We start from the raw sequence: 22,083 nt of genomic DNA, 5'->3' as shown, positions 1-22,083 counted from the left end.
GAGCGCTTGTGACTTTTCTTTCTCAACTCTCAATACACGCAGATAAAGCATTCTTACGTCGTTTATTTGCAATCGCGTTACCAATTACACTGCAAAGCATGATGTTTTCAAGCCGAAGCCTCGTCGATGTTCTTATGCTTGGTCAACTTGGTGAAGCAGAAATTGCCGCAGTTGGAGTTGCTGCGCGCGCGACTTTCGTCACCACCATTATGTTAGTTGGGGTGACAACGGGTGGTGCATTGTTAACCGCTCAATATTGGGGGGCTGGCGATAAAGTTGGGGTGCGTCGCAGTACCGCTTTAACATGGATGATCGCAATGATGTTTGCTGCGATTGCTGTTGCTTTGTTTGTTGTTTTTCCACAGCCCATCATGAGTTTGACTACCGATTCACAAGAAGTGATTGAGCTAGGGGCCAGCTATCTCATTATTTCGTCGGTTAGCATGTTTGCTGTTGCATGTGTGGCCAGTATGTCGGTGGGCCTAAGGGCGATGCACCAACCAGGCTTAAGCACTTTTTTTAGTGGTATAGGCATTTTATCTAATGTGTTTCTTAACTGGGTTTTAATTTTTGGTCAATTAGGCTTTCCTGCTCTGGGTATTACGGGAGCAGCGATCGCAACGGTAATCAGTGGCGCGATCGAAGTAGGTTGCCTGTTTGGTTATCTATGGTTGAAAAAACACATAATCGCATTTGGTTGGGATGATATACGCGCAGGATTGGTCTTAGATAAAATTACGCGTTTCTTGAGCCTCTCTTTGCCAACCACATTTAACTTCTTGGCGTGGGCTGGTGGGCTGTTTGCTTATCACGCCATCATGGGGCAAGCAGGCGTACAAGGTTTGGCGGCACTTTCCGTAATGACACCTGTTGAGTCGATCGCATTGGCGATGATGATTGGTTTATCGAATGCGGCTGCAGTTCTAGTCGGGAACCAGCTCGGCGCTCGTAATTTTGAACCCGTTTATTATCAAGCATGGGCTACGGTCATTTTGAATGTGCTTATCGCATTTGTGGTCGCCGTCTTGTTGATAGTGTCAAATCAATGGATCCTTAATGCGTTTAGTGCACTGACAACAGACACTCGCGAGCTAGCTGAACAGTTTATGGTGATTCTTGCGTTGGGTGTTGTGCTACGCTCGGTGCCGATGATGGCGATTGTTGGTGTATTACGTGCGGGCGGTGATGTTAAGTTTTGTTTGTATCAAGACATCTTGGCACAGTGGGTGATCGGGATTCCACTCGCAGCATTTGCAGCGATTTATCTCAATTGGGACCCACAATGGGTTTACTTACTCTTTTTGACGGAAGAAGTTGTGAAGTGGGCGATTTGCTTGCCAAGAATGGTTAGCCGAAAATGGATGAAAAACCTGATTGGCCAGTAAGGAGGAACAGAGTTTATTTTGGCTGCAAAAATCTGCTCAAAACGTCAACAAAATTAGCAACAGAAAGTGAATCGAGTTGCATTTGTACTTCCATAGTGTGATCAAGCATTCAAAATACTTTCTACTAACAGGATTTTAGTGTAGATTCTGATCCCAATTTTTAAACACCATCCGAGCGGCATAATCAATGTTAAAACTGTCAGACCTATGTAAAGGCTATGTAGACGGGGGAGAGTTTCACCCTGTATTACAAGGGGCAGAATTAACATTGCAGCAAGGCGACCAAGTTGCTCTGATGGGAGAAAGTGGTTCGGGTAAAAGTACTCTGCTGAATTTAATCGCCGGATTAGATACTGCTGACTCTGGTGAGGTGCAGTTTCCAAATTTTGCTATGCATGAAGCACCGGAGCATTTAAGAACCCTTTATCGCCGCAACAATATTGGGAATATCTTCCAACAATTCAACCTGCTTCCTACACTTAATATTGCCGACAATATTCGTTTTTGTCGTCAGTTAAAAGGTCTGCCGGAAGATAAAGAGTTGTGGCGTCAAATTCTTTCTGCTTTGGACTTAATGCCATTGCTAGGACGTTATCCGGAAGAGGCGTCTGGTGGTCAGCAACAACGTGCGGCGATTGCTCGTGCACTCTATATGGAACCCAAAATCCTGCTTGCTGATGAGCCAACTGGTAGTCTAGATGAGCGAAACGCAGAAGCAGTAATGCGCTTATTAACGAGTCTCGCTCGCCAACTGGAGTGTACTTTGCTGTTAGTGACGCACAGTGAAAAAGTGGCCGCCCATATGGAAGGAAAGATTCGACTTCAAGGAGGGCAGCTACATGTTATGGCCCGTAGTTAAGGCACTACTCGGTCATTACCGTCGTTACCCTCTACAAATTATTCTTGTCTGGCTGGGATTAACTTTAGGCGTGTCCCTCCTTGTTGGTGTTACTTCTATCAACCAGCATGCAAAACAAAGTTATGCCACTGGTGAAAAGCTTTTCTCCAATCCTTTGCCGTACCGAATCCGAACGAAGCACTCTGCCAATAAAATTCCTCAAGGTTTCTATATTCAGTTACGTCGAGCTGGGTTCAACCAATGTGCACCGTTTGACGTGCTTCATCTAGATGCCAAGACCGATATGAGCCTGATGTTGGTGGGGATAGATCCTGTCGCGATGATCCCACTACAACAAGGAAAATCGCTAGGTGAGATGCCTGTTTTATCACTAATGAAGCCTCCTTATCCTATTCTTGTTAGTCAAGATTTGGCCGCTTACATGAGTTGGCAGGATGGGGACTTCATTGAGATGAATGACGGAAGCCGTCTTGGGCCTATTCAAGTAGATAAGGACAAGATGCTTTCGGGTACTCGGCTGGTTACTGATATATCGTTGTTGCGTATGCTCAAGCGGAGCTCAGGTTTGTCTGCGATTTCTTGTGGTGAAATGCCAGAGGAAAAGCTAATAGCACTGAAAAACATGCTGCCAAACGGAATGACGCTTGTTAGGAATACGCGTACTGAGCTTGAGTCGCTAACTAACGCATTCCATATGAATCTCACCGCGATGGGAATGCTGTCGTTTTTGGTCGGGTTGTTTATTTTTTATCAAGCGATGTCTCTGTCTTTCATCCAGCGACAACGTTTGGTAGGTATTTTGAGACAGACTGGTGTTAACGGAACACAGTTAGCGCAAGCCTTATTGCTAGAGTTGTCTTTGCTCGTCTTTATTGCGTGGGCGTGTGGTAACTTTTTTGGCTTGATCTTAGCAAATGAGCTTATCCCAGCAGTGTCTTCGAGCCTGAGTGATTTGTATGATGCCAACGTAGGCTTAACCATAGGATGGTCATGGCAATCTAGCTTATATAGCCTAATCATGGCAGCGATGGGTGCGTTGATATCGTGTCTGTGGCCATTAATCCGTTTGCTGAAGTCACAACCAATCCGCCTCTCTTCTCGACTGTCGCTAATGCGATTTGCTGGAAGAGAGTTCTCTTGGCAGGCGCTTGCGGCGTGTGCGTTTTGTGTCGCTGCAATAGCGGTATATCAGGCCCCGAAAACACAAGAAACCGGCTTTGCTATTATTGCGCTGATGTTGGTTAGTGTGGCGTTGTTTATGCCATTTATTATGTGGCATATGTTCCAAAGTTTTTCTTATACCATGCGATGGGTTCGTGTCCGTTGGTTTTTTGCTGATGCAGCAGCCAGCATGAGCTATCGCGGTGTGGCTACGATGGCGTTTATGTTAGCGCTGGCGGCAAACATTGGTGTAGAAACAATGGTCGGAAGCTTTCGAGATACAACCGATAAGTGGCTAAATCAGCGATTAGCCGCTGATGTGTACATCTATCCGACCAACAATTCAGCCGCTAGGATGAGCGCATGGCTCCAGAATCAGCCTGAGGTGAACTCGGTTTGGTGGCGCTGGGAAAAAGATATGCCGACCGAGCATGGTGCTCTGCAAGTTGTGAGTACGGGCTCTTCTGAAGGTGAGCTAGACTCACTTACCGTCAAGTTAGGTGTCCCAAATTACTGGTATCAACTGCACGCTACCAAGAGCTTAATGGTCAGCGAGTCGATGGCCTTGAAGCTGGATATCCGCCCTGGAGACTTCATTAACTTGCAGGAACCGCTTGGTGGGGATTGGCAAGTCGTAGGCGTTTACTACGATTATGGAAACCCATATAACCAGGTGATGATGTCGCACCGGAATTGGCTGTATGCATTTGCAGGTACGGGTAATGTTGGTCTTGGCGTCGTATTAAAAGATAACGTCAATGGAGAAGGGCTGAAAAATCGCTTAGAGAATGTATTCCGTCTCCCGCAAGATCGTGTGTTTGATAACGGTAATATTTATAGCCAAGCAATGAGAGTGTTTGATCATACCTTTGCGATAGCGGGAACCTTGGGCAATATCACGCTGATTATTGCCGTGTTTGGTTTATTCTTTGCGACGTTGGCAGGAGAACTTTCACGGCAGCGGCATTTTTCCTTATTAAGGTGCATGGGTGTGTCCGGAAAAGAACTTGTCGTATTAGGTGGTTTGCAGCTATTCGTCTTCGGAGCCATTTCTGCGATTATTGCAGTGCCGCTCGGCTTGGCGCTCGCACATTTGATCGTTGATATTATCATTAAGCAATCATTTGGCTGGTCTCTAGAGCTTCAAACGATTCCATGGGAGTATGCTCAAACCATTGCTTGGGCGATGCTTGCCATCATGGTTGCTGGCGCATTGCCAGTTATTAGAATGATCAAAAGTACACCGATGAAGTCATTAAGGGACGCGTTGTAATGAAAAAAGTGGGCTCTAAAAAACGCTTGTTGGTTTCAACGCTCATTGTTGTTACGTTCGCTTTTCTGACTGGGGCTGCTTTTTACTCAACTTTTTGGTTAGAGGCGACAGCAACACAAGAAAGCGAACTTGATTCTATCTTAACGCGTGAAAATCAAACGATTTTCGAGCCTGTACTACCTAATGAGCATGTCTCTTTACCCTCAGACTTTCGCTTTCATCCCGAGTATCAGCATGAATGGTGGCACTACTTTGCGAAACTAAAAGATGAGCAAGGCAAGATCTACAATGTTCAATGGAGCTATTTCAGGGTTGCGACGGACGAGCGAGAAACCAGCGGTTGGCAGAACCCTCAATTGTACATTTCACATGTTGTCGTCAGTCATGGCTCGCATGTATGGAAAGAGCAACGGGTAGCTAGAGGTGGGATAGGCCAAGCTGGTATGATCAATCGCCCTTTCAGGTTATGGATTGATAATTGGACTTGGCGATCACTCGGTGCGACGCCTTTCCCGGGCAACTTGAATGTGAATACTGATACGTTTGGACTTGAGCTCAATACCATGACAAGCGGCCCCTTTGTGGTGAATGGAGACAAAGGCTTCCAAGTTAAACATGCGTTGCAATCTGTTGCTTCTTTCAGCTTCAGTGCTCCATTTTTAAAAGTAAAAGGCAGCTTAAGCTTAAATGGTAAGCGATTCTCAGTGACGGGTTCTGCTTGGGCGCAAAAAGAGTGGGGCAGCGGCTTAATTGGTGAGGGGCAACAAGGCTGGGATTGGTTTGTTTTCAATTTAGATGATGGTCGAGCATTAACTGTTAGCCGTTATCGTCACCATGGGCAAACACCGCACGTGTTTGGCACGTTGTCGACACGCTCAGGTAAAGTCATCAACCTCTCAGACGATGATATCAGTATTAAACCAATGCAAGTGACCAGTTTATCCAATGGAAGAAGGTTACCTTTGCAGTGGATTATCAATATTCCGAAGCATCAAATTAATTTGACTACCCGCATTATCAAGTCAGATATGTGGCTACCCTTTGTAATACCTTACTGGGAAGGGCCTACTTTAGCTTCCGGCTCCAATGAGGCTTGGGGCTTTATGCAGCTGACAGGCTATTGAGTTGTGAAGAAAACCACCCCCTACGGGTGGTTTTTTAGTGCGCGAAGCTTCTTAGCTTTTTCTCAAAAGTACGGGGTTATCATGATGGTACAAGCCGTGTTATGCTGATTTTCTCATCATCTTGATAAATATTTGGTGCGACAAAAACAAATACGATCTCCGATCAAAATTGAGTGTCATGTTGGAAAATACGATGTATAGTAAACTTAACATCGGAAAAACCGAAGTTTATACTCTGAAGAAGCGATTATTCTAAAGTTTTCGACAGCTATACACTCTTATCACTCTTTGTTAATCGTTTATTAAGATAATAAATATAAGGACGAAACCATGAACGATGTCATTCGTGACTTTTTCAAAATGGAATCAGCAGGTGGTATTCTTCTCGTAATTGCAGCGGCAATTGCGATGACCATTGCTAACTCACCGCTGGGCGAAACTTATCAATCTGTACTGCATACTTATGTATTCGGTATGTCAGTTTCTCACTGGATTAATGACGGCCTAATGGCTGTTTTCTTCTTACTTATTGGCCTTGAAGTGAAGCGAGAGCTACTTGAAGGAGCGCTAAAATCAAAAGAAACCGCAATTTTCCCTGCGATTGCAGCGGTTGGTGGTATGTTAGCCCCTGCTCTTATTTACGTTGCGTTTAATGCTAACGACCCAGAGGCGGTTTCTGGCTGGGCCATTCCAGCTGCGACGGATATTGCATTTGCTCTAGGTATCATGGCGCTACTAGGTAAGCGCGTACCAGTAAGCCTTAAAGTGTTTTTGTTAGCTCTCGCTATCATCGACGATTTAGGCGTGGTTGTTATTATTGCACTGTTTTACACAGGTGATCTTTCTAGCATGGCGCTGCTTGTTGGCTTCATCATGACTGGTGTCCTGTTCATGTTGAATGCGAAGGAAGTAACGAAACTGACGCCATACATGATAGTCGGCGCGATCTTATGGTTTGCGGTACTTAAATCTGGTGTTCACGCAACACTTGCAGGCGTAGTGATCGGCTTTGCTATTCCTCTTAAGGGTAAACAGGGCGAACATTCCCCACTTAAGCACATGGAGCACGCACTTCATCCATACGTGGCATTTGGTATCTTACCTCTATTCGCATTTGCAAATGCGGGGATTTCGCTAGAAGGCGTATCGATGTCAGGCCTAACTTCAATGCTGCCATTAGGTATTGCTTTGGGGCTACTGGTTGGTAAGCCTCTAGGTATCTTCACCTTTAGTTGGGCAGCTGTGAAAATGGGTGTAGCTAAGTTACCGGAAGGCATTAACTTCAAGCATATCTTTGCGGTCTCTGTGTTGTGTGGTATCGGTTTTACAATGTCTATATTCATTTCCTCTTTAGCGTTTGGAAATGTAAGCCCTGAGTTTGATACCTATGCTCGACTAGGTATCTTAATGGGCTCGACGACAGCCGCGTTACTTGGCTACGCGTTACTGCACTTTTCTTTGCCTAAGAAAGCGCAAGCGTAAGATACACACTGTTTAGTAAAGCCTCCCATTCGGGAGGCTTTTTTATGTCTGCAGATCGGCACATCAACTACTTCAGGATGGTTACTTTTGTGACCAACTAAGGTCTAGCTTATGGAGTTGGGGCAAATCATCGAAAGAGGCGCTTGGCAAATCTATAGGCGAAAAAAAGCCCAGCCGAAAATTTGACTGGGCGGATACAAACATAGGAGTTAATAAGAAAAAAGCAGCAACGTAACAATTAGATGGAAACAAGTTTGACGGCCAGTGAAACTTCAAATGCCCTAACTGTTACGTATATTCAGACCGAGCCTTTTCCAAACAGTTCCATTTTTTTTCAAAAAATTTCTACTTAATGCTTTCTAGCTTCTTACACACCCGAAAGTAATAGAAAAATCGAGATGGATTACCAACTTGGCGAAGTTACTAACTTCTGTGTTTCTCATTTTATCTCCCCTAGAACCGAAGATGTATTTCATACTCTCGTCGCTCACTCCAAGCCGCCAAGGCTATTGTTAGCATTTCAATTGCGATGGACTGAGAAGTTTGATCGTTTTCTTCTGACAAGCTTCACTGGAGTATTCGATTGAATTTCAAAAGATTAGATCACACCTTTTATTGTCTGGTCAGACCAATTAGTTAAAGTGTGATGTTAATCATTTGTTAATCTTAAATTTCGGGAGTATATTTTCAAACAGTTGTTTAATACGAGTGATTAAAATGGCCCCGAGAACATCAACAAAAGAAAAAATACTCGATGTCGCAGAAGGACTCTTTGCTGAACATGGCTTTAATGATACTTCGCTAAGAACGATAACAGGTAAAGCTAACGTTAACTTAGCATCGGTAAACTATCACTTTGGCGATAAAAAAACGCTGGTTAGAGCGGTTTTAGATAGGTATTTAGAAGCACTAATGCCGAGCATTAAGACTTCATTAATTGAGTTAAACACGCGCGATAGCTACAACATGGACGATGTCTTTGAGTCATTGCGATTACCTTTACGTACATTAAACGATGTACGCCCAAATGGTACTGCGCTATTTATGTTGTTAATTGGCCGCGGTTATACAGACGTTCAAGGTCATCTACGCTGGTTCATTACCACCAGATACGAAGAGGTACTGAACCTTTTCACTTTCTCGATAATGAAGGCGAACCCGGAACTATGTGAAGAACATTTGTTTTGGCGACTGCACTTCACGTTAGGAACCTGTGTATTTACGATGGCTTCAAGCCAAGCTCTTTCGGAGCTGGCAGAAAGTAAGTTTGAAAAGGAAGTCGATGTGAAATCTGTCGTCGATTTACTGATTCCATATTTGTCAGCAGGAATGTCAGCAAAGCAGTTGGCATAAGACAAATAAGAAAGTTAAACCAATAATAAGATTATACCCCGAGCGGTTACGTGAACAAAAGGATCTGAACTATGAGCTCTCTACGAAGAAAATGGATTAGTGACCCGGCTTTTAAAGTGTTCAAAAAAGTATTGCCACCTCTGTCTAGCACCGAGAAAGAGGCGATGGAAGCGGGTAGTGTATGGTGGGATGCCGAACTATTCTCAGGCAAGCCAAACTTCACAACATTGCATCATTATCCAACGCCTACACTGACGGCAGAAGAGCAGTCATTTATGGATAATGAGCTTGAAACCCTGCTAGAAATGCTTGATGACCAGAAGATTGTCAAAGAAGACAGGGATTTACCGCCTGAAGTATGGGAGTACCTACGTAAAGAGCGATTTTTCTCTTTGATCATCTCGAAAGCATATGGTGGTCGTGAATTTTCCGCTTTGGCGAACTCAACCATTGTTTCTCGTATTGCGACTCGAAGTATCAGTACCGCGGTATCGGTAATGGTACCGAACTCTCTTGGCCCTGGTGAGCTGCTATCGCACTATGGTACGCAAGAGCAAAAAGATTACTGGTTGCCTCGTTTAGCTGATGGTACAGACATCCCTTGTTTCGCCCTAACTGGCCCTGAAGCGGGTTCTGATGCGGGTGGCATACCTGATCAAGGCGTGGTTTGTTACGGCACCCATGAAGGCAAAGAAGTGCTTGGCGTGCGAGTTAGTTGGAATAAACGCTACATCACGCTTGCGCCAGTTGCGACAGTGCTCGGGTTAGCATTTAAACTGCAGGATCCTGAAGGGCTACTTGGTGACAAGAAAGAGGTTGGCATTACATGTGCGTTGATTCCCGCTGACCATGAAGGTGTCGAGATAGGCGAACGCCATGATCCTCTGGGGTCTGCGTTTATGAATGGTCCTACTCGTGGTGAAGATGTCTTCATCCCTATGGACTGGTTGATCGGTGGCGCTGATTATGCAGGTAAAGGTTGGCGTATGCTGGTTGAGTGTCTTTCTGCTGGTCGCGGTATCTCTCTCCCAGCGCTTGGCACAGCGATTGGTCACCTTACTACACGTACAACAGGTGCTTATGCTTACGTGCGTAAACAGTTTGGAATGTCGATCGGTAAGTTTGAAGGTGTTGCAGAAGCAATGGGGCGCATTGGTGGTCTTACTTACCTACTAGAAGCGACGCGTACGCTAACGACGACTTCTCTCGATATGAAAGAAAAACCTGGGATTGTAACCGCGATTGCCAAGTACCACATGACGGAAATCGCGCGTACCATTCTAAATGATTCGTTTGATATCCATGCGGGTCGTGCGATTCAAGATGGTCCAATGAACTATCTTGCTAAACATTACCTTGGTATCCCGGTTGCTATCACCGTTGAAGGCGCGAATATTCTGACTCGTAATCTGATGATTTTTGGTCAAGGTGCGACTCGATGTCACCCATATGTTCTAAAAGAAATGGAAGCCGCGGCGAATCCAGATTCTGAACAAGGTGCGAAAGAATTTGACAACTTACTCTTTAAACACATCAAGCACGCGCTCGGTAATACATTCGGTGCATTTGGTGCAGCACTAACTGGTTCTCGATTTGTCAACGCGCACATGAGTGGCCCAACGCAGCAATACTACAAAGACATTACTCGTCTCAGTCGTGCACTTGCAGTAAGTGCAGACTTTGCGATGTTAACCTTAGGTGGAGACTTGAAGCGTAAAGAAATGATCTCCGCACGTTTGGGTGATGGATTAAGCTATCTATACATGGCATCTGCTGCCTTGAAAAAGTATGAAGATGAAGGCCGTCAACAAGGCGATCTAGACTTCGTTCATTACGCTGTTCAACACTGTTTGTATAACGCTTCTAAGTCATTAAATGAGGCTTACACCAACTTCCCTGTGAAATACGTTGGCGGTGTGCTTAAGGGGCTATTGTTCCCGCTTGGTAATCATTTCAATAAGCCAAGTGATGAGCTGTGTGTGAATTTGGCAGAAGCGATGATGACACCAGGCGCGCAACGTGATCGCCTCACGCATCTGTGCTACATCGGAAAATCAGAGGATGACAGCGTAGGCTTAATGGAGAATGCATTCCTTGCAATGTACGACATTAAACCTTTGGAGCGTAAACTTATGAAGGCTGCTAAGGATGGTAAAGTGGCTCGTAAAGGTCTGCTACATGATCGTTTGCAGCAAGCATTTGAAGCAGGCGTGTTAACTGAACAAGAAATTGATCAAATCATGGCTGCAGATAAATTGCGCTACAAGGCGATTCAAGTTGACCACTTTAGTCATGACTTTTCTGAAGTGCGAACTCATAGCCCAAAAAAGTCGCAGTTGAATCCGGCGGCATAATAGATAACTAATGTTAAGAAAAGCACCTCAATGAGGTGCTTTTTTGTATTCTTGGGGAGTGGATGGTGGGATAGTGCTCCAACCACTTGCCTTTTAAGAGCATTTTTACAGAAATTAGATGCGAAATCCCAACGAAACTTTTATCCTAACAAGGTTTTTTAAAGGAAGTTGAATATGATCATCAAACCTAGAATTCGTGGATTTATCTGTACTACAACGCACCCTGTTGGTTGTGAAGCTAACGTAAAAGAACAAATTGCGTACACCAAAGCGCAAGGTCCAATCAAAAACGCACCTAAGCGTGTTCTTGTTGTTGGTGCATCAAGTGGCTACGGTCTATCTTCTCGTATCGCGGCAGCATTTGGTGGCGGTGCATCAACTATCGGTGTTTTCTTCGAAAAAGAAGGTACTGAGAAGAAGCCAGGTACAGCAGGTTTTTACAATGCCGCTGCTTTTGAAAAGCTAGCGCGTGAAGAAGGTCTGTACGCAAAAAGCTTAAACGGCGACGCTTTCTCAAATGAAGCGAAACAGAAAACTATCGAGCTGATCAAAGAAGACTTAGGTCAAATCGATATGGTGGTTTACTCACTGGCATCTCCAGTACGTAAAATGCCAGAAACTGGTGAATTAGTTCGTTCATCTCTTAAACCTATCGGTGAAACTTACACATCAACGGCTGTTGATACCAACAAAGATGTGATCATCGAAGCTAGCGTTGAGCCAGCAACAGAAGAAGAAATCAAAGACACTGTCACGGTAATGGGCGGTGAAGATTGGGAACTTTGGATCAATGCGTTGTCTGATGCTGGTGTTCTTGCTGAAGGTTGTAAGACCGTCGCGTACAGCTACATTGGTACTGAGCTAACTTGGCCAATTTATTGGGATGGTGCACTAGGTAAAGCAAAAATGGACCTAGACCGTGCAGCGAAAGCGCTAAACGACAAGTTAGCAGCAACAGGCGGCAGTGCCAATGTTGCGGTACTTAAATCTGTTGTAACTCAGGCGAGTTCTGCAATTCCTGTTATGCCACTGTACATCGCAATGGTATTCAAGAAAATGCGCGAAGAAGGTGTACACGAAGGCTGTATGGAACAAATCTACCGTATGTTCAGCCAACGTCTATACAAAGAAGACGGTAGCGCGGCAGAAGTTGATGAGATGAACCGCCTACGTCTGGATGACTGGGAACTTCGTGACGACATTCAGCAGCACTGTCGTGAGCTATGGCCTCAAATTACGACTGAGAACCTAAAAGAGCTGACTGACTACGTTGAGTACAAAGAAGAGTTCTTGAAACTATTTGGTTTCGGCGTTGAAGGCGTAGATTACGAAGCGGATGTGAATCCAGCAGTTGAAGCAGACTTCATTCAAATCTAATCGAATCACAGACTAGATAACCAATAAACAAAAGGCGCTCATTGGGCGCCTTTTTGTATTTCATAGTCAAAGTGAGTATTAACTTAGTATTATCAGAATCGTACCAGCTAGCGTCATTAAAATATTCGCAATCGCATAGGTACCCGCATAACCAAGGGCAGGGATGGTGGACTTAGCGTAGTCGTTAACGACATCCATAGCTGGAGCGCAAGTACGGGCGCCAATAATGGCTCCGAAGAGCAGGGCACGGTTCATCTTGAGTACGTGTGCGCCAACTAAGTAAGCCAGAACTACAGGTACAACACTGACAATAAATGCCAAACCAATGACTTTTGGTCCTACTTGCGTTAGGTGCTCGAACATCTTTCCACCTGCACTTAGACCAATTCCCACCATAAAGAACATTAACCCTAGATCTTTGACCATATTCAGCGCCCCTTGTGGGACATAACCGAAAGTAGGGTGATTTGCTCGTAAGAAACCAAGCGTAATACCGGACAACAGAAGACCCACCGCATTACCCAAACTGAAAGACACCTGACCGAACGTCATTGTGATGAGGCCAAACAGAATACCCAAAATAAAGAAGCTACAAAAAGCGAGCAAATCGGCCATTTGACTGTGGATCGAGATGAAACCGATTTTTTCCGCCAGTCCATGTACTCGGCTTTTCTCGCCGCTCACTTGAAGGACGTCCCCTTTAGCGAGCACAATGTCTAAGTCCATAGGCATTTCAATCTGAGCGCGAACTACGCGGTTTAAGAAACAGCCAAACTCAGACAAATTCAAATCCGATAAACGCTTACCAGCGATAGCGTCACTTTTTACGACGATTTCTTCTTCAACGATGCGCAAATCAAGCAAGTTACGGTCGAATACTTCTTTACCATTACGGAAGCTAGGGTCTAAGCGAGCATGGCTGTCAGGGAAGCCAACCAGTGCAATTTCATCTCCCTCTTGCAAGATAGCATCACCATCTGGGTGGGCGAGAATACCATTGCGACGGATTCGTTCAATGTAACAGCCAGTTTGACGATAAATCCCCAGTTCTCGTAAGTTTTTACCATCAGTCCAGTCAATTAGCTCTGGGCCCACTCGGTAAGCTCGAATAATGGGTAAATACACTTTTCTCTGGCTTGAATTTCCAAGGCCACGTTCTTGTGCGATTTGCTGCGCGGAATCAGAAAGGTTTTGTTTTTGCAGTTTTGGCAACAATTTAGCAAACATGATCATGCTAATTAAGCCGACCAGATAAGCCATCGCGTAGCCTACGGATAGATTTTCTAATACCAGAGAAAATTCCATATTCCGCGGTATAGTCGCAAGGCCAGAGTTAAGAGCATCTTGTGCACCAACCAGTACTGGCGTTGCGGTCAATGCGCCTGCCATCATACCGGCGGATAAGCCAAAATCGAGGCCGAAATAGTGACTCAAGCCATACGTTAAGCTGACCGCAGACACGAGAACGGTCATGCTTAAAATAAAATAATGCTTACCATCTCTGAAGAATATACCAAAAAAGTTTGGTCCAGCTTCAATGCCAACGCAGTAGATAAACAGCATAAAGCCAATGGTTAAAGCTTCTGCATTAAATGAGAAACCAAGGTGGCCCATTACCAAAGAGGTAATAAGAACGCCAATAGAGTTGCCTAGTTGTAATTTGCCAAATCGAATTTTTCCGATGGCAAGGCCAATGGCTAATACGACGAAGATTAGAAGGATAGGGTTTTGCTCGAGAAGGTATACGACGTCTATGTTCACTGTGTGGCTCGGTAGAGTGTGTGCCAAAAAAGATTAAGAACTGTGGATTGTAACTAAATATAGCAAAAAGATAAGTGAATTTTTTTAGGTTTTACCATTAGTTGACTTAACGTAATAACCAGCTGAAAAATAATAAAAAAGCCGCATGAAGCGGCTTTTTTGAAAACAGTCTTTATTACTCGTCAAATAGACCTAGGTGCTCTTTCGCGTATGCTTCGAACTCGTCGCAGCCACCGATGTGCTCTTGGTCGATAAAGATCTGAGGAACGGTTTCAACTGGTTTACCAACAGTTTTCTCAAGATCTGCTTTAGAAATACCTTCAGCGTGAATATCAACGTAACGGTAGTTGAAGTCATCACGTTTTGCTTTTAGCGTTTCTGCGTGCTCTTTTGCACGAACACAGAAAGGACATGCAGGGCGACCAAAGATAACAACGAACATAATCTTATTTCTCCTAAATCTATTCTTTTTTGAAAGCGTACAAAACATAGCGGCTGAGTGCGCTTTCTTTTGTTGGAGTAACTATGCCCGATCCAGATACGGAAATAAAGCGGCAATTACCTCTTGGTTCTATAGGTGAAATCTATCGAATAAAAACTAAACGCGCGTTCTTATTTTACGGCTCTGAAGTATGTGAAGTGACGCATAAAAAACATACATTCTAAAGGGTTAATGATGGCAAGGTGGAATTGGTCAATTTTTTTTGTTTAAAAAAATAGCAATCTATTTTGGCTATACGCAAATAACTTCAACTCTTACATAAGTGTTAAATCAGAGGGCGAGAGGTTATTTGGGTATATTCTTTTGGGAGGGTGTGTATGTTTCAGTTTATGACTGCAACAAGGATTATATTTGGTGAAGGTGCACTTCAATCTTCATTGTCCGTTATTAACCAATTTGGCTACAGTGTTTTGCTGGTTACTGGGCAGGATACCCAACGAGCCGCCCCCATTATCCAATATCTTAAAGCTCAAAATATGCGTTACCAGCACGTAGCTATCGTTGGTGAACCATACATCACGATGGTAGAAGAGACCGCAGTGCTCGGTAGAAAATTCCAACCTGATATGGTGGTTGCGATAGGTGGTGGCAGCGTCATCGATATGGGCAAAGCCTTAGCTGCCATTATTCCCAATCAAGGCAATGTTTACGATTACGTAGAAGTGGTAGGAAGAAGCGTCCCTTTAAAAGCAAAGCCTCTTCATTTTATTGCAATTCCTACGACAGCAAGCACCGGTTCAGAAGTGACCAGAAATGCTGTGCTGAAATCTGGACAAGATAAAGTGAAAGTGAGTCTTCGAAGCCCTGATATGCTCGCAGACGTTGCCATTGTAGACCCGACACTTACTTACGGGACCGACCAATACACATCTGGACGTGGCGCAATGGATGCGTTCACTCATTTAATGGAAGCGTATGTGTGTGGTGAGCCAAACCCTCTTACTGATATGGTCTGCGAAGAGGGGCTACGCCGTTTAAGCCGTTCAGTGGTTGCCGCTTGTAAGCAAGATAATCATAAGGCGCGCTCTGATTTATCGTTCGCTGCATTGCTTGGTGGTATGGCGATTACTAATGCCAAATTAGGTGCCGCTCATGGGTTAGCATCGGCGTTAGGAGGCAAGTTAGACGCCCCCCATAGCATTATTACGGCTCGCCTAGCTCCACACGTGATGCAGGAGAACATTAACGCCGCTAAACTCGCGGGTAGGAATGATGTGATAAGTCGTTATCGCAAGCTGGCCCAATTAGTCACTGAGCGAGTAAACGCGAACGAACACGATGGAATTCTTTGGGTCAATATGGTGCTAGATAAGCTAGCGTTACCGCTACTGGCTCAATTTGGAGTATGCCAAACCTCTTTTGAGCAAGTGGCGAACGATGCGCTTAAATCAATGGCAATCAAAGGGAATCCTTTACCCCTGAATCAGGAACGTTTGATTTACATATTGCAGCAAGTCTGTGATTGTAGCGGAGAGTGCGCAGCTGAGAGTGCACAACATGTCAGTTCTGTTGAAGTACTGGAATCAAGAACGGACTTATCGAGTGTCAACGACTTAGGGTGATTGCTCCCTTAGCAGCATTAAAACAAAAGGGGAGCCTTGAGTTCCCCTAGATAAAGTATTGACTAAGCTTTAGTGCTTAGTACTGGCTTAGTTTGTCATAGCGACTGTCTTTCAACGCATCTTTTACGCGTTTTAGGTTCTCACGGAAACCTGTACCACGGCGAAGAGTGAAGCCAGTTGCTAGCACATCAATCACTGTCATTTGTACAACTCGGCTTGCCATTGGCATGTAAACGTCGGTATCTTCTGGAATATCGAGCGTGATGGCCAGCGAGCTTGCCTTTTCTAGAGGAGAATCCTTCGCTGTAATCGCAATAACCGTTGCGCCATTTTCACGAGCAAGGTTCGCTATTTCTACCTGACTCTTTGTTCGACCGGTATGAGAAATAAGAACCACAACATCATTATCACTGCAGTTGATACAACTCATGCGCTGCATAACAATATCTTCAAAACAAGTAATTGGAATATTAAAGCGAATAAACTTGTTTTGTGCGTCTCGGGCAACAGAAGATGATGCACCAAGGCCAAAGAATGAAATGCGCTTCGCTTGCGTTAGCAAATCGACCGCACGGTTCACTTGCATTGGATCTAGGCTATTTTTAGCGACATCTAAACACGCCATCGTCGATTCGAAAATCTTATGGGTGTACGCGTCTGGGCCATCGTCTTCTTCCACATTACGGTTAACGTAAGGGGTGCCGTTGGCTAGGCTCTGTGCCAAGTGAAGCTTAAAATCTGGAAAGCCCTTGGTGTCCAGACGACGACAGAAGCGGTTTACAGTGGGCTCACTAACGTCGGCCATTTTAGCCAGCGTTGCAATGCTTGAATGAATTGCAGTTTGTGGAGACGCCATAATTACTTCCGCAACTTTGCGCTCTGACTTACTGAAATTCTCCAGGTTTTTTTGAATTTTTTCTAATGTATTCATAGTGTTCACGAGGGTATAGAGAACAACTCGCTGGCTCTGCTAACGAAAGGAAACACGAAGATTCCGGAGTAGAGTGGGGCGTTAACGAAAACAACCAGCGCCATAGAATCAGTATAAACCTGATCTTCAATCAGTCTAAACCAATAACGGGTACTATTTAGTGAGAATTTGACAGGCCTCAAACAAAATGTTGTAAAAACTACAGAATTGGATGTGTAAACGAAGTTTTGTTGCGCTAGTCGTACGATAATGATGTTTGAGTTACATCAAAACGAAAAAAAATTTCAAATTGATGTAACTCGATCTGGCCGTTAAGACGATTGAATATCAACAACCAGCTGTTGAATTCTTTTCATCAAATTTGGTGCTTGCTTGGCGATTTCGCGTTGTTCATCAAGCACTGAGCTCAAAATTTCTTTTGTGGTCAGTGGATTTGCCAAAACCACTCGAAACACTATCGTATTCATGCGCTGCCATTGGTCTGGGTTCAGTCTTGTACGTGAAACGAACGATTTGCCCGTTTCGCGCTGACGCTTTTGAATAAACTGTGTTAACTCATTGATCAGCTCATTCAGTTGTTCTTTTTGTGAGCCTTCTGCTTGTGCTAATACTTCACGGATGAATGGCGGCAAATAACGGTATGTGAGCAGACAAAGCTCTGGTTCAGAAACTAACTCGAAATCATCTTGCTGTTTGATTAAATCCGCAAAGTATCGAGCTTTTTCAATGCTTTGGTCAATCAGAAGCTCGTAACCTGGGCGACTTATGATGTGCATTGCGGCGTAGACCAACATCGCCATGCCCGAACGTGAGCCTTCTAGTGTATGGCTGCCTAGGTCTTTTGAACCTTTGCGCAATATATATTGAGCGTGATGCTCTATGGATTTCATTGCGTCAGGGTCTTTGAACAGAACCATACCAGCGCCCATCGGGATGTAGAGCTGCTTGTGCGCATCAATAGTTACTGAGTCTGCCATTTCCACACCTTTAAGAAGGTGACGGTGATGGTTAGACATAAGTGTTGCGCCACCCCATGCGGCATCCACATGGAAGTGACAGCTGTGAGCTTGGCAGACTTCAGCGATTTCAGGCAATGGATCAACATTACCTGTCTCTGTTGTGCCAGCCACACCAATAACAGCAATAGGCTTGATGTTTTGTTTTTCGAGCTCAACAATTTTCGCTTTCAGGTCGTCGATAACAATGCGGTTGTTGGTATCGGTTTTAACCGCAACCAAACCCTCCTGGCCTAGCCCTAATACATCGGCTGCTTTCTTAAGGGAGTAGTGACCACGCTCAGACACTAGCACCGCTAAGCCATCATAGCCATAGTGCTTCATGGCTTTAAAAAGGCCTTCCTTTTCCACGCCTTTAAATGAGCCATTGGCTCTTAACGCTTTGTTACGTGCTACCCAAAGCGCAGTGATATTGGCAATGGTGCCGCCGGAACAAAATGCGCCTAATGAGTGGTTTGCACTGTGCATCCACTGATTGTAAAACGTATCATTCTGACCATATATCAAGCGATGCAGCATACCCAAAACTTGACGCTCAAGTGGCGTAAAGGCTTTGGAAGTCTCTATTTTTACCAGGTTTTGGTTTAAGGCGATCATGATCTTTGACAGTGGCATCAAGAAATAAGGCAGTGCCGATGTCATATGACCAATGAAGCTTGGTGAAGATGTGTGAACTGAGTGCGACACCAAAGTGTCGAGTAAGTGCTCTGTATGATCTGACACGAACTCTGGCTGCTCAGGAATCTGAGCAGAAGAAAAGTCTTTTTCGATTTCGCGTAAAGGCTTTTCTTCTGCCACGATGTGTTCACGAAGAAATTGATTTAGATTTCGCGAGAGGCTCTCGTCAATTTTAGTTAACGTTGAGTCCGGACCTTCTGGGACAGTGAAGATCTTTAGCAAGCTCTCAAAGCTAACATCAGCGGTTTTTTGTTCCTTAACCATAGCAAAGAATCTTTGTAGTTATTTTGGTAATGCGAGCGGCACAATCTAAACTAAAACGGGCGCAAAGTCCCGTTTTAATTGTTGAAACCCAAGTTGTAGAAATGAAAATTTTAGGTGAAGGTTACGATATTCACATTAAAAAATTCTAGATTGAGTACGTTAAAACATTCTAGTGTTTTCGAATGCTAATCAACGACTAATGCGAGCAATCTTAGTCACATTTCTGCTTTTCAATCTTTTCTATTGACTGATTGTACTTATTAAGTGCGGTATCAATTTGTTGGGGATGACTAAGCAGATCAGCGAATGCTGAACGAAGTTCGTAGTTTTTTGGGTGGTTAGTTGATTGACGGTCGCTAAATGTCTGTTTTGCAACTTCACCTAACTTATCGCTTCGGGTCGCTAACTGCTTAACGTCATGTTGCTCTAGTTTTAACCATGCTTCGATTGGCTGTTCCGTCGCAACGCGGCTAGGGTCGTTCTCTAGAAAGTAGTGAACCGCTTCGCGGTTTAATTCAAAGTGATGTTTACGTCCATCCAAGAACCATTGACTAACTTCTTTCAGATCTGGATATTGGGTAACCGTCAAATCAACAAGATCTTGATACCACTGTAGTGAGGCATCGACGTAGCCATCGTATTTGCTAGCAAGACATTGTTGATCTGCGGCAATCGTAAAAGTTGAGCTTGTAGCGAGGAGCGCTGCAACGACAAAGCGTTTCATTCTTCTTCCTTCTGGTTGTTATCCCTTTATTAACGCAATGCACATCAGTTGATGTTTATCCCTTCTTTCTATTTGGTCGTGACAAATCGTTGGGCTGAATGACGAAAAGAAAGAGGGGTCTTGCCAAAAAATATTGACCACTTTGACGTTAACTGGGTATTTAAATTTTTGCCGTATTGTAATGGATGTTAAAGCGAAAACCTGAGATCTAGCTAGCAAGTGATACAAAGAAAAGCATCATAACTGGTACCAATAAACTCAAAATAAAGCCGCTAACGATAGCAACAGGAACACAACGCACACCACCGGTGGTTTGAATAACGGGTAGGGTGAAGTCCATTGCTGTTGCACCGGCATAACCAATTGCGGTGCACGGATAGCTACGAATAAAGAGAGGAATGGCAACCAGTGCGACTAGCTCTCTCATCAATTCAATCAAGAACGACGCGCCACCAAATACCGGACCAAAAGCGTCACCCATTAAAATACCTGCGAGTGAATACCAGCCAAAACCTGAAGCCATTGCGAGTGCTTGATAAAGAGGAAGATCCAAAAACACCGCTGCAAGAACGCCACCAAGCATACACGTTGCGATGATCACGGCTGCAATGGCCATTCCTTGTTTATTTAATAGGATTTGACGCAGAGTAAGCCCACTATTGCGCAGCTGAATACCAATAAAAAATAGAAGTAGAAAGAGTATCCATTCGCTTGCTGTATCTACCCAACTCAAATCAATGGGTAACAGCAGGCCAACCACTAACCCTCCGCCAACGACCACGATAAGCTTAACTGACTCTAAAGCCATCGAAGATAACGGTAGCTTCTTTTGATTCTGATTGGTCTGGAGTGGAATAATTTTATCAATAATAGGCAGAGCCAACAGGTTGCAGGCACTTAGACACAAAAAAAACGTACTCGCATAGAGGAGAATACTTTGTAAGTTGCTGCTTAAATTATCGAGCGCCGCCAAACTAAGACCCATCAACGACAAAATGACGTAAATAAGGTAGGACGTTGACTGATTGATCTTCTCCAATAACGAAGATCGAGATATAGGAATTAGATACCCCACCACAAGCGGAGCGAAAATAAATAGCATCCCTGAAAACATAAAGCTCAATGATTCCTTTTTGAGATAACATCAACACGCATAAATCAAATTATCTATCGGTTGAAATTAAAGACATTTCACCACACACAGCTCAGCCTTGAGCGAATCGTTTTATCACGGATAAGGTATTATCAGAAAGCGATAAATTACAAACCGCTAGCATTGAGTACAGCTCGGATTTGATCATTGAAGTCAGTATCACTCATGTTACTAAGTTCATACAAGACTTCTGCACCAGTTAAGTTGAATTCAACTTCATGTTCGTCAATGCGTTCATCGTGATTGCGGAACATCAATAAATGATGCGCAATTCTAGCGATGTCGAGATAACTCACTTCTGGTCGCGTTAATTCGTATTTTTCGTTTGAGGATACTTCTCTGAAGTCGTTGTCAAACCCCCAACGCTCAAGTACCAGTTTACTTGTGGCAGAACAACGTGTTTGGAAGATCTGCAATGCAATATCTGGGTCTAAGTAATTGCCCCTATCTAAGTACAAGTGGTACTCATTAATTAGGCAAAATAACCCAATATCGGCTAATAGACCGACCAATAACGCCTTTTCTTGCTCTAGATGGCCATAAGTGCCTGGCTCGTGGCTACGAAACGATTGAACCAACATCACCATGACGGCACCGAGCTCACGCGATATCGCGGCACTCTTCACCAAGATAGCATTGCATTCTTTAGTGAGATTAACTGAGTGTTTAAGTTGCTCAATCGCTTGTGCGGTAACAATATCACGTACACGAAGTATTCCGAGACGAGATACCGCGGTAGTTAAGTCGTTGCAGGTGATATTTCTGCGATTGAAAATCACAGAGTTAGCGACTCGTAAAACGACCGCTGCTAATCCGGGATCTTCCAATAAACAGTTAGCAACATCGGCAATCGTGGTGTGTTCTTCGACACATAACTGCTGAATTTTAAGCACGACATCAGGAATAGGAGGTAACGAAATCTTACCCGTGGAGATGGACTGTTCTACCAGCTGAGCAAACTCGGATTCCAGTGCGTTTATAAGCTTATCTTTATTATTTGGCAGCCAAAAAAATGATAAATGTTCCATTGTGACGCTGTACTTGAGATCTTTCGTACAGTGTACCCTTACAGCGTATTCTTTATCAATTAAATGCGTATTATGTGCCCGTAATTGCCAGCGAGA

16 protein-coding genes are annotated in these 22,083 nt (G+C 44.2%); 9 read left to right on the top strand and 7 right to left on the bottom strand.

Features of this window, described 5'->3' with window-relative positions:
* The first annotated feature begins 8 nt into the window (after nucleotides 1–8).
* From R7P64_RS06845 to fabV, 8 genes are all read left to right on the top strand, one after another.
* Nucleotides 9–1,385 carry an MATE family efflux transporter gene (locus R7P64_RS06845; protein WP_005378048.1) on the top strand — a complete coding sequence of 459 codons (1,377 nt, stop codon included), beginning with the start codon at nucleotides 9–11 and terminating at the stop codon, nucleotides 1,383–1,385.
* A gap of 187 nt (nucleotides 1,386–1,572) precedes the next feature.
* The gene (locus R7P64_RS06840) at nucleotides 1,573–2,244 is read left to right on the top strand and encodes an ABC transporter ATP-binding protein (protein ID WP_005378040.1); all 672 of its coding nucleotides are present in this window, start codon (nucleotides 1,573–1,575) and stop codon (nucleotides 2,242–2,244) included.
* Entirely contained in the window at nucleotides 2,225–4,678 is a 2,454-nt protein-coding gene (locus tag R7P64_RS06835; RefSeq protein WP_005378038.1) for an ABC transporter permease, read from the top strand. Before R7P64_RS06840 ends, R7P64_RS06835 begins: the two co-directional genes overlap by 20 nt.
* On the top strand, nucleotides 4,678–5,802 hold the full coding sequence (locus R7P64_RS06830) for a lipocalin-like domain-containing protein (RefSeq protein ID WP_318123298.1): 1,125 nt from the start codon (nucleotides 4,678–4,680) through the stop codon (nucleotides 5,800–5,802). The genes R7P64_RS06835 and R7P64_RS06830 overlap by 1 nt, the downstream gene beginning before the upstream one ends.
* Before the next feature lie 330 nt (nucleotides 5,803–6,132).
* The gene (gene nhaA / locus R7P64_RS06825; RefSeq protein WP_005378034.1) at nucleotides 6,133–7,284 is read left to right on the top strand and encodes a Na+/H+ antiporter NhaA; all 1,152 of its coding nucleotides are present in this window, start codon (nucleotides 6,133–6,135) and stop codon (nucleotides 7,282–7,284) included.
* Between the two features lie 717 nt (nucleotides 7,285–8,001).
* The gene (locus R7P64_RS06820) at nucleotides 8,002–8,637 is read left to right on the top strand and encodes a TetR/AcrR family transcriptional regulator (protein ID WP_053306960.1); all 636 of its coding nucleotides are present in this window, start codon (nucleotides 8,002–8,004) and stop codon (nucleotides 8,635–8,637) included.
* Between the two features lie 71 nt (nucleotides 8,638–8,708).
* Nucleotides 8,709–10,991 carry an acyl-CoA dehydrogenase gene (locus R7P64_RS06815; RefSeq protein ID WP_017634878.1) on the top strand — a complete coding sequence of 761 codons (2,283 nt, stop codon included), beginning with the start codon at nucleotides 8,709–8,711 and terminating at the stop codon, nucleotides 10,989–10,991.
* Between the two features lie 174 nt (nucleotides 10,992–11,165).
* Nucleotides 11,166–12,368 carry an enoyl-ACP reductase FabV gene (gene fabV, locus R7P64_RS06810; RefSeq protein ID WP_005388648.1) on the top strand — a complete coding sequence of 401 codons (1,203 nt, stop codon included), beginning with the start codon at nucleotides 11,166–11,168 and terminating at the stop codon, nucleotides 12,366–12,368.
* Between the two features lie 78 nt (nucleotides 12,369–12,446).
* On the opposite strand, the gene R7P64_RS06805 is transcribed toward fabV, so the two are convergent.
* Both R7P64_RS06805 and R7P64_RS06800 read right to left on the bottom strand, forming a co-directional pair.
* A complete protein-coding gene (locus R7P64_RS06805; protein WP_005378028.1) occupies nucleotides 12,447–14,129 on the bottom strand; it encodes an aspartate:alanine antiporter in 1,683 nt (560 codons plus the stop codon).
* A 175-nt stretch (nucleotides 14,130–14,304) separates the two neighbouring features.
* The gene (locus tag R7P64_RS06800; protein ID WP_005378026.1) at nucleotides 14,305–14,571 is read right to left on the bottom strand and encodes a GrxA family glutaredoxin; all 267 of its coding nucleotides are present in this window, start codon (nucleotides 14,569–14,571) and stop codon (nucleotides 14,305–14,307) included.
* A gap of 377 nt (nucleotides 14,572–14,948) precedes the next feature.
* Between R7P64_RS06800 and R7P64_RS06795 the strand changes: the two genes are divergently transcribed.
* Nucleotides 14,949–16,193, top strand: coding sequence for an iron-containing alcohol dehydrogenase (locus R7P64_RS06795; protein ID WP_104975245.1), 1,245 nt, complete (start codon nucleotides 14,949–14,951; stop codon nucleotides 16,191–16,193).
* 76 nt (nucleotides 16,194–16,269) lie between these two features.
* On the opposite strand, the gene R7P64_RS06790 is transcribed toward R7P64_RS06795, so the two are convergent.
* From R7P64_RS06790 to R7P64_RS06770, 5 genes are all read right to left on the bottom strand, one after another.
* A complete protein-coding gene (locus tag R7P64_RS06790; protein WP_005378021.1) occupies nucleotides 16,270–17,124 on the bottom strand; it encodes a MurR/RpiR family transcriptional regulator in 855 nt (284 codons plus the stop codon).
* Between the two features lie 311 nt (nucleotides 17,125–17,435).
* Complete coding sequence (gene panP, locus R7P64_RS06785) at nucleotides 17,436–19,082, bottom strand: pyridoxal-dependent aspartate 1-decarboxylase PanP (protein WP_213871580.1); 1,647 nt, start codon at nucleotides 19,080–19,082, stop codon at nucleotides 17,436–17,438.
* 211 nt (nucleotides 19,083–19,293) lie between these two features.
* A complete protein-coding gene (locus R7P64_RS06780; RefSeq protein WP_025766848.1) occupies nucleotides 19,294–19,806 on the bottom strand; it encodes a hypothetical protein in 513 nt (170 codons plus the stop codon).
* A 208-nt stretch (nucleotides 19,807–20,014) separates the two neighbouring features.
* Complete coding sequence (locus R7P64_RS06775) at nucleotides 20,015–20,920, bottom strand: lysine exporter LysO family protein (protein WP_318123296.1); 906 nt, start codon at nucleotides 20,918–20,920, stop codon at nucleotides 20,015–20,017.
* A gap of 146 nt (nucleotides 20,921–21,066) precedes the next feature.
* Nucleotides 21,067–21,987, bottom strand: coding sequence for an HDOD domain-containing protein (locus R7P64_RS06770; RefSeq protein ID WP_025766846.1), 921 nt, complete (start codon nucleotides 21,985–21,987; stop codon nucleotides 21,067–21,069).
* Nucleotides 21,988–22,083 lie beyond the last annotated feature (96 nt).

This window comes from Vibrio sp. 2304, assembly GCF_033339475.1.
GTDB classification, from domain to species: domain Bacteria; phylum Pseudomonadota; class Gammaproteobacteria; order Enterobacterales; family Vibrionaceae; genus Vibrio; species Vibrio alginolyticus.
This window is presented reverse-complemented; position numbering and strand designations above follow the sequence as displayed.

What these genes read in the sequence shown, in the direction of transcription:
- R7P64_RS06840 (WP_005378040.1), top strand. Translation starts at nt 1,573, where the DNA reads ATGTTAAAACTGTCAGACCTATGTAAAGGCTATGTAGACGGGGGAGAG.
- R7P64_RS06835 (WP_005378038.1), top strand. Translation starts at nt 2,225, where the DNA reads ATGTTATGGCCCGTAGTTAAGGCACTACTCGGTCATTACCGTCGTTAC.
- R7P64_RS06830 (WP_318123298.1), top strand. Translation starts at nt 4,678, where the DNA reads ATGAAAAAAGTGGGCTCTAAAAAACGCTTGTTGGTTTCAACGCTCATT.
- nhaA (WP_005378034.1), top strand. Translation starts at nt 6,133, where the DNA reads ATGAACGATGTCATTCGTGACTTTTTCAAAATGGAATCAGCAGGTGGT.
- R7P64_RS06820 (WP_053306960.1), top strand. Translation starts at nt 8,002, where the DNA reads ATGGCCCCGAGAACATCAACAAAAGAAAAAATACTCGATGTCGCAGAA.
- R7P64_RS06815 (WP_017634878.1), top strand. Translation starts at nt 8,709, where the DNA reads ATGAGCTCTCTACGAAGAAAATGGATTAGTGACCCGGCTTTTAAAGTG.
- fabV (WP_005388648.1), top strand. Translation starts at nt 11,166, where the DNA reads ATGATCATCAAACCTAGAATTCGTGGATTTATCTGTACTACAACGCAC.
- R7P64_RS06800 (WP_005378026.1), bottom strand. Translation starts at nt 14,571, where the DNA reads ATGTTCGTTGTTATCTTTGGTCGCCCTGCATGTCCTTTCTGTGTTCGT.
- R7P64_RS06795 (WP_104975245.1), top strand. Translation starts at nt 14,949, where the DNA reads ATGTTTCAGTTTATGACTGCAACAAGGATTATATTTGGTGAAGGTGCA.
- R7P64_RS06790 (WP_005378021.1), bottom strand. Translation starts at nt 17,124, where the DNA reads ATGAATACATTAGAAAAAATTCAAAAAAACCTGGAGAATTTCAGTAAG.
- panP (WP_213871580.1), bottom strand. Translation starts at nt 19,082, where the DNA reads ATGGTTAAGGAACAAAAAACCGCTGATGTTAGCTTTGAGAGCTTGCTA.
- R7P64_RS06780 (WP_025766848.1), bottom strand. Translation starts at nt 19,806, where the DNA reads ATGAAACGCTTTGTCGTTGCAGCGCTCCTCGCTACAAGCTCAACTTTT.
- R7P64_RS06775 (WP_318123296.1), bottom strand. Translation starts at nt 20,920, where the DNA reads ATGTTTTCAGGGATGCTATTTATTTTCGCTCCGCTTGTGGTGGGGTAT.
- R7P64_RS06770 (WP_025766846.1), bottom strand. Translation starts at nt 21,987, where the DNA reads ATGGAACATTTATCATTTTTTTGGCTGCCAAATAATAAAGATAAGCTT.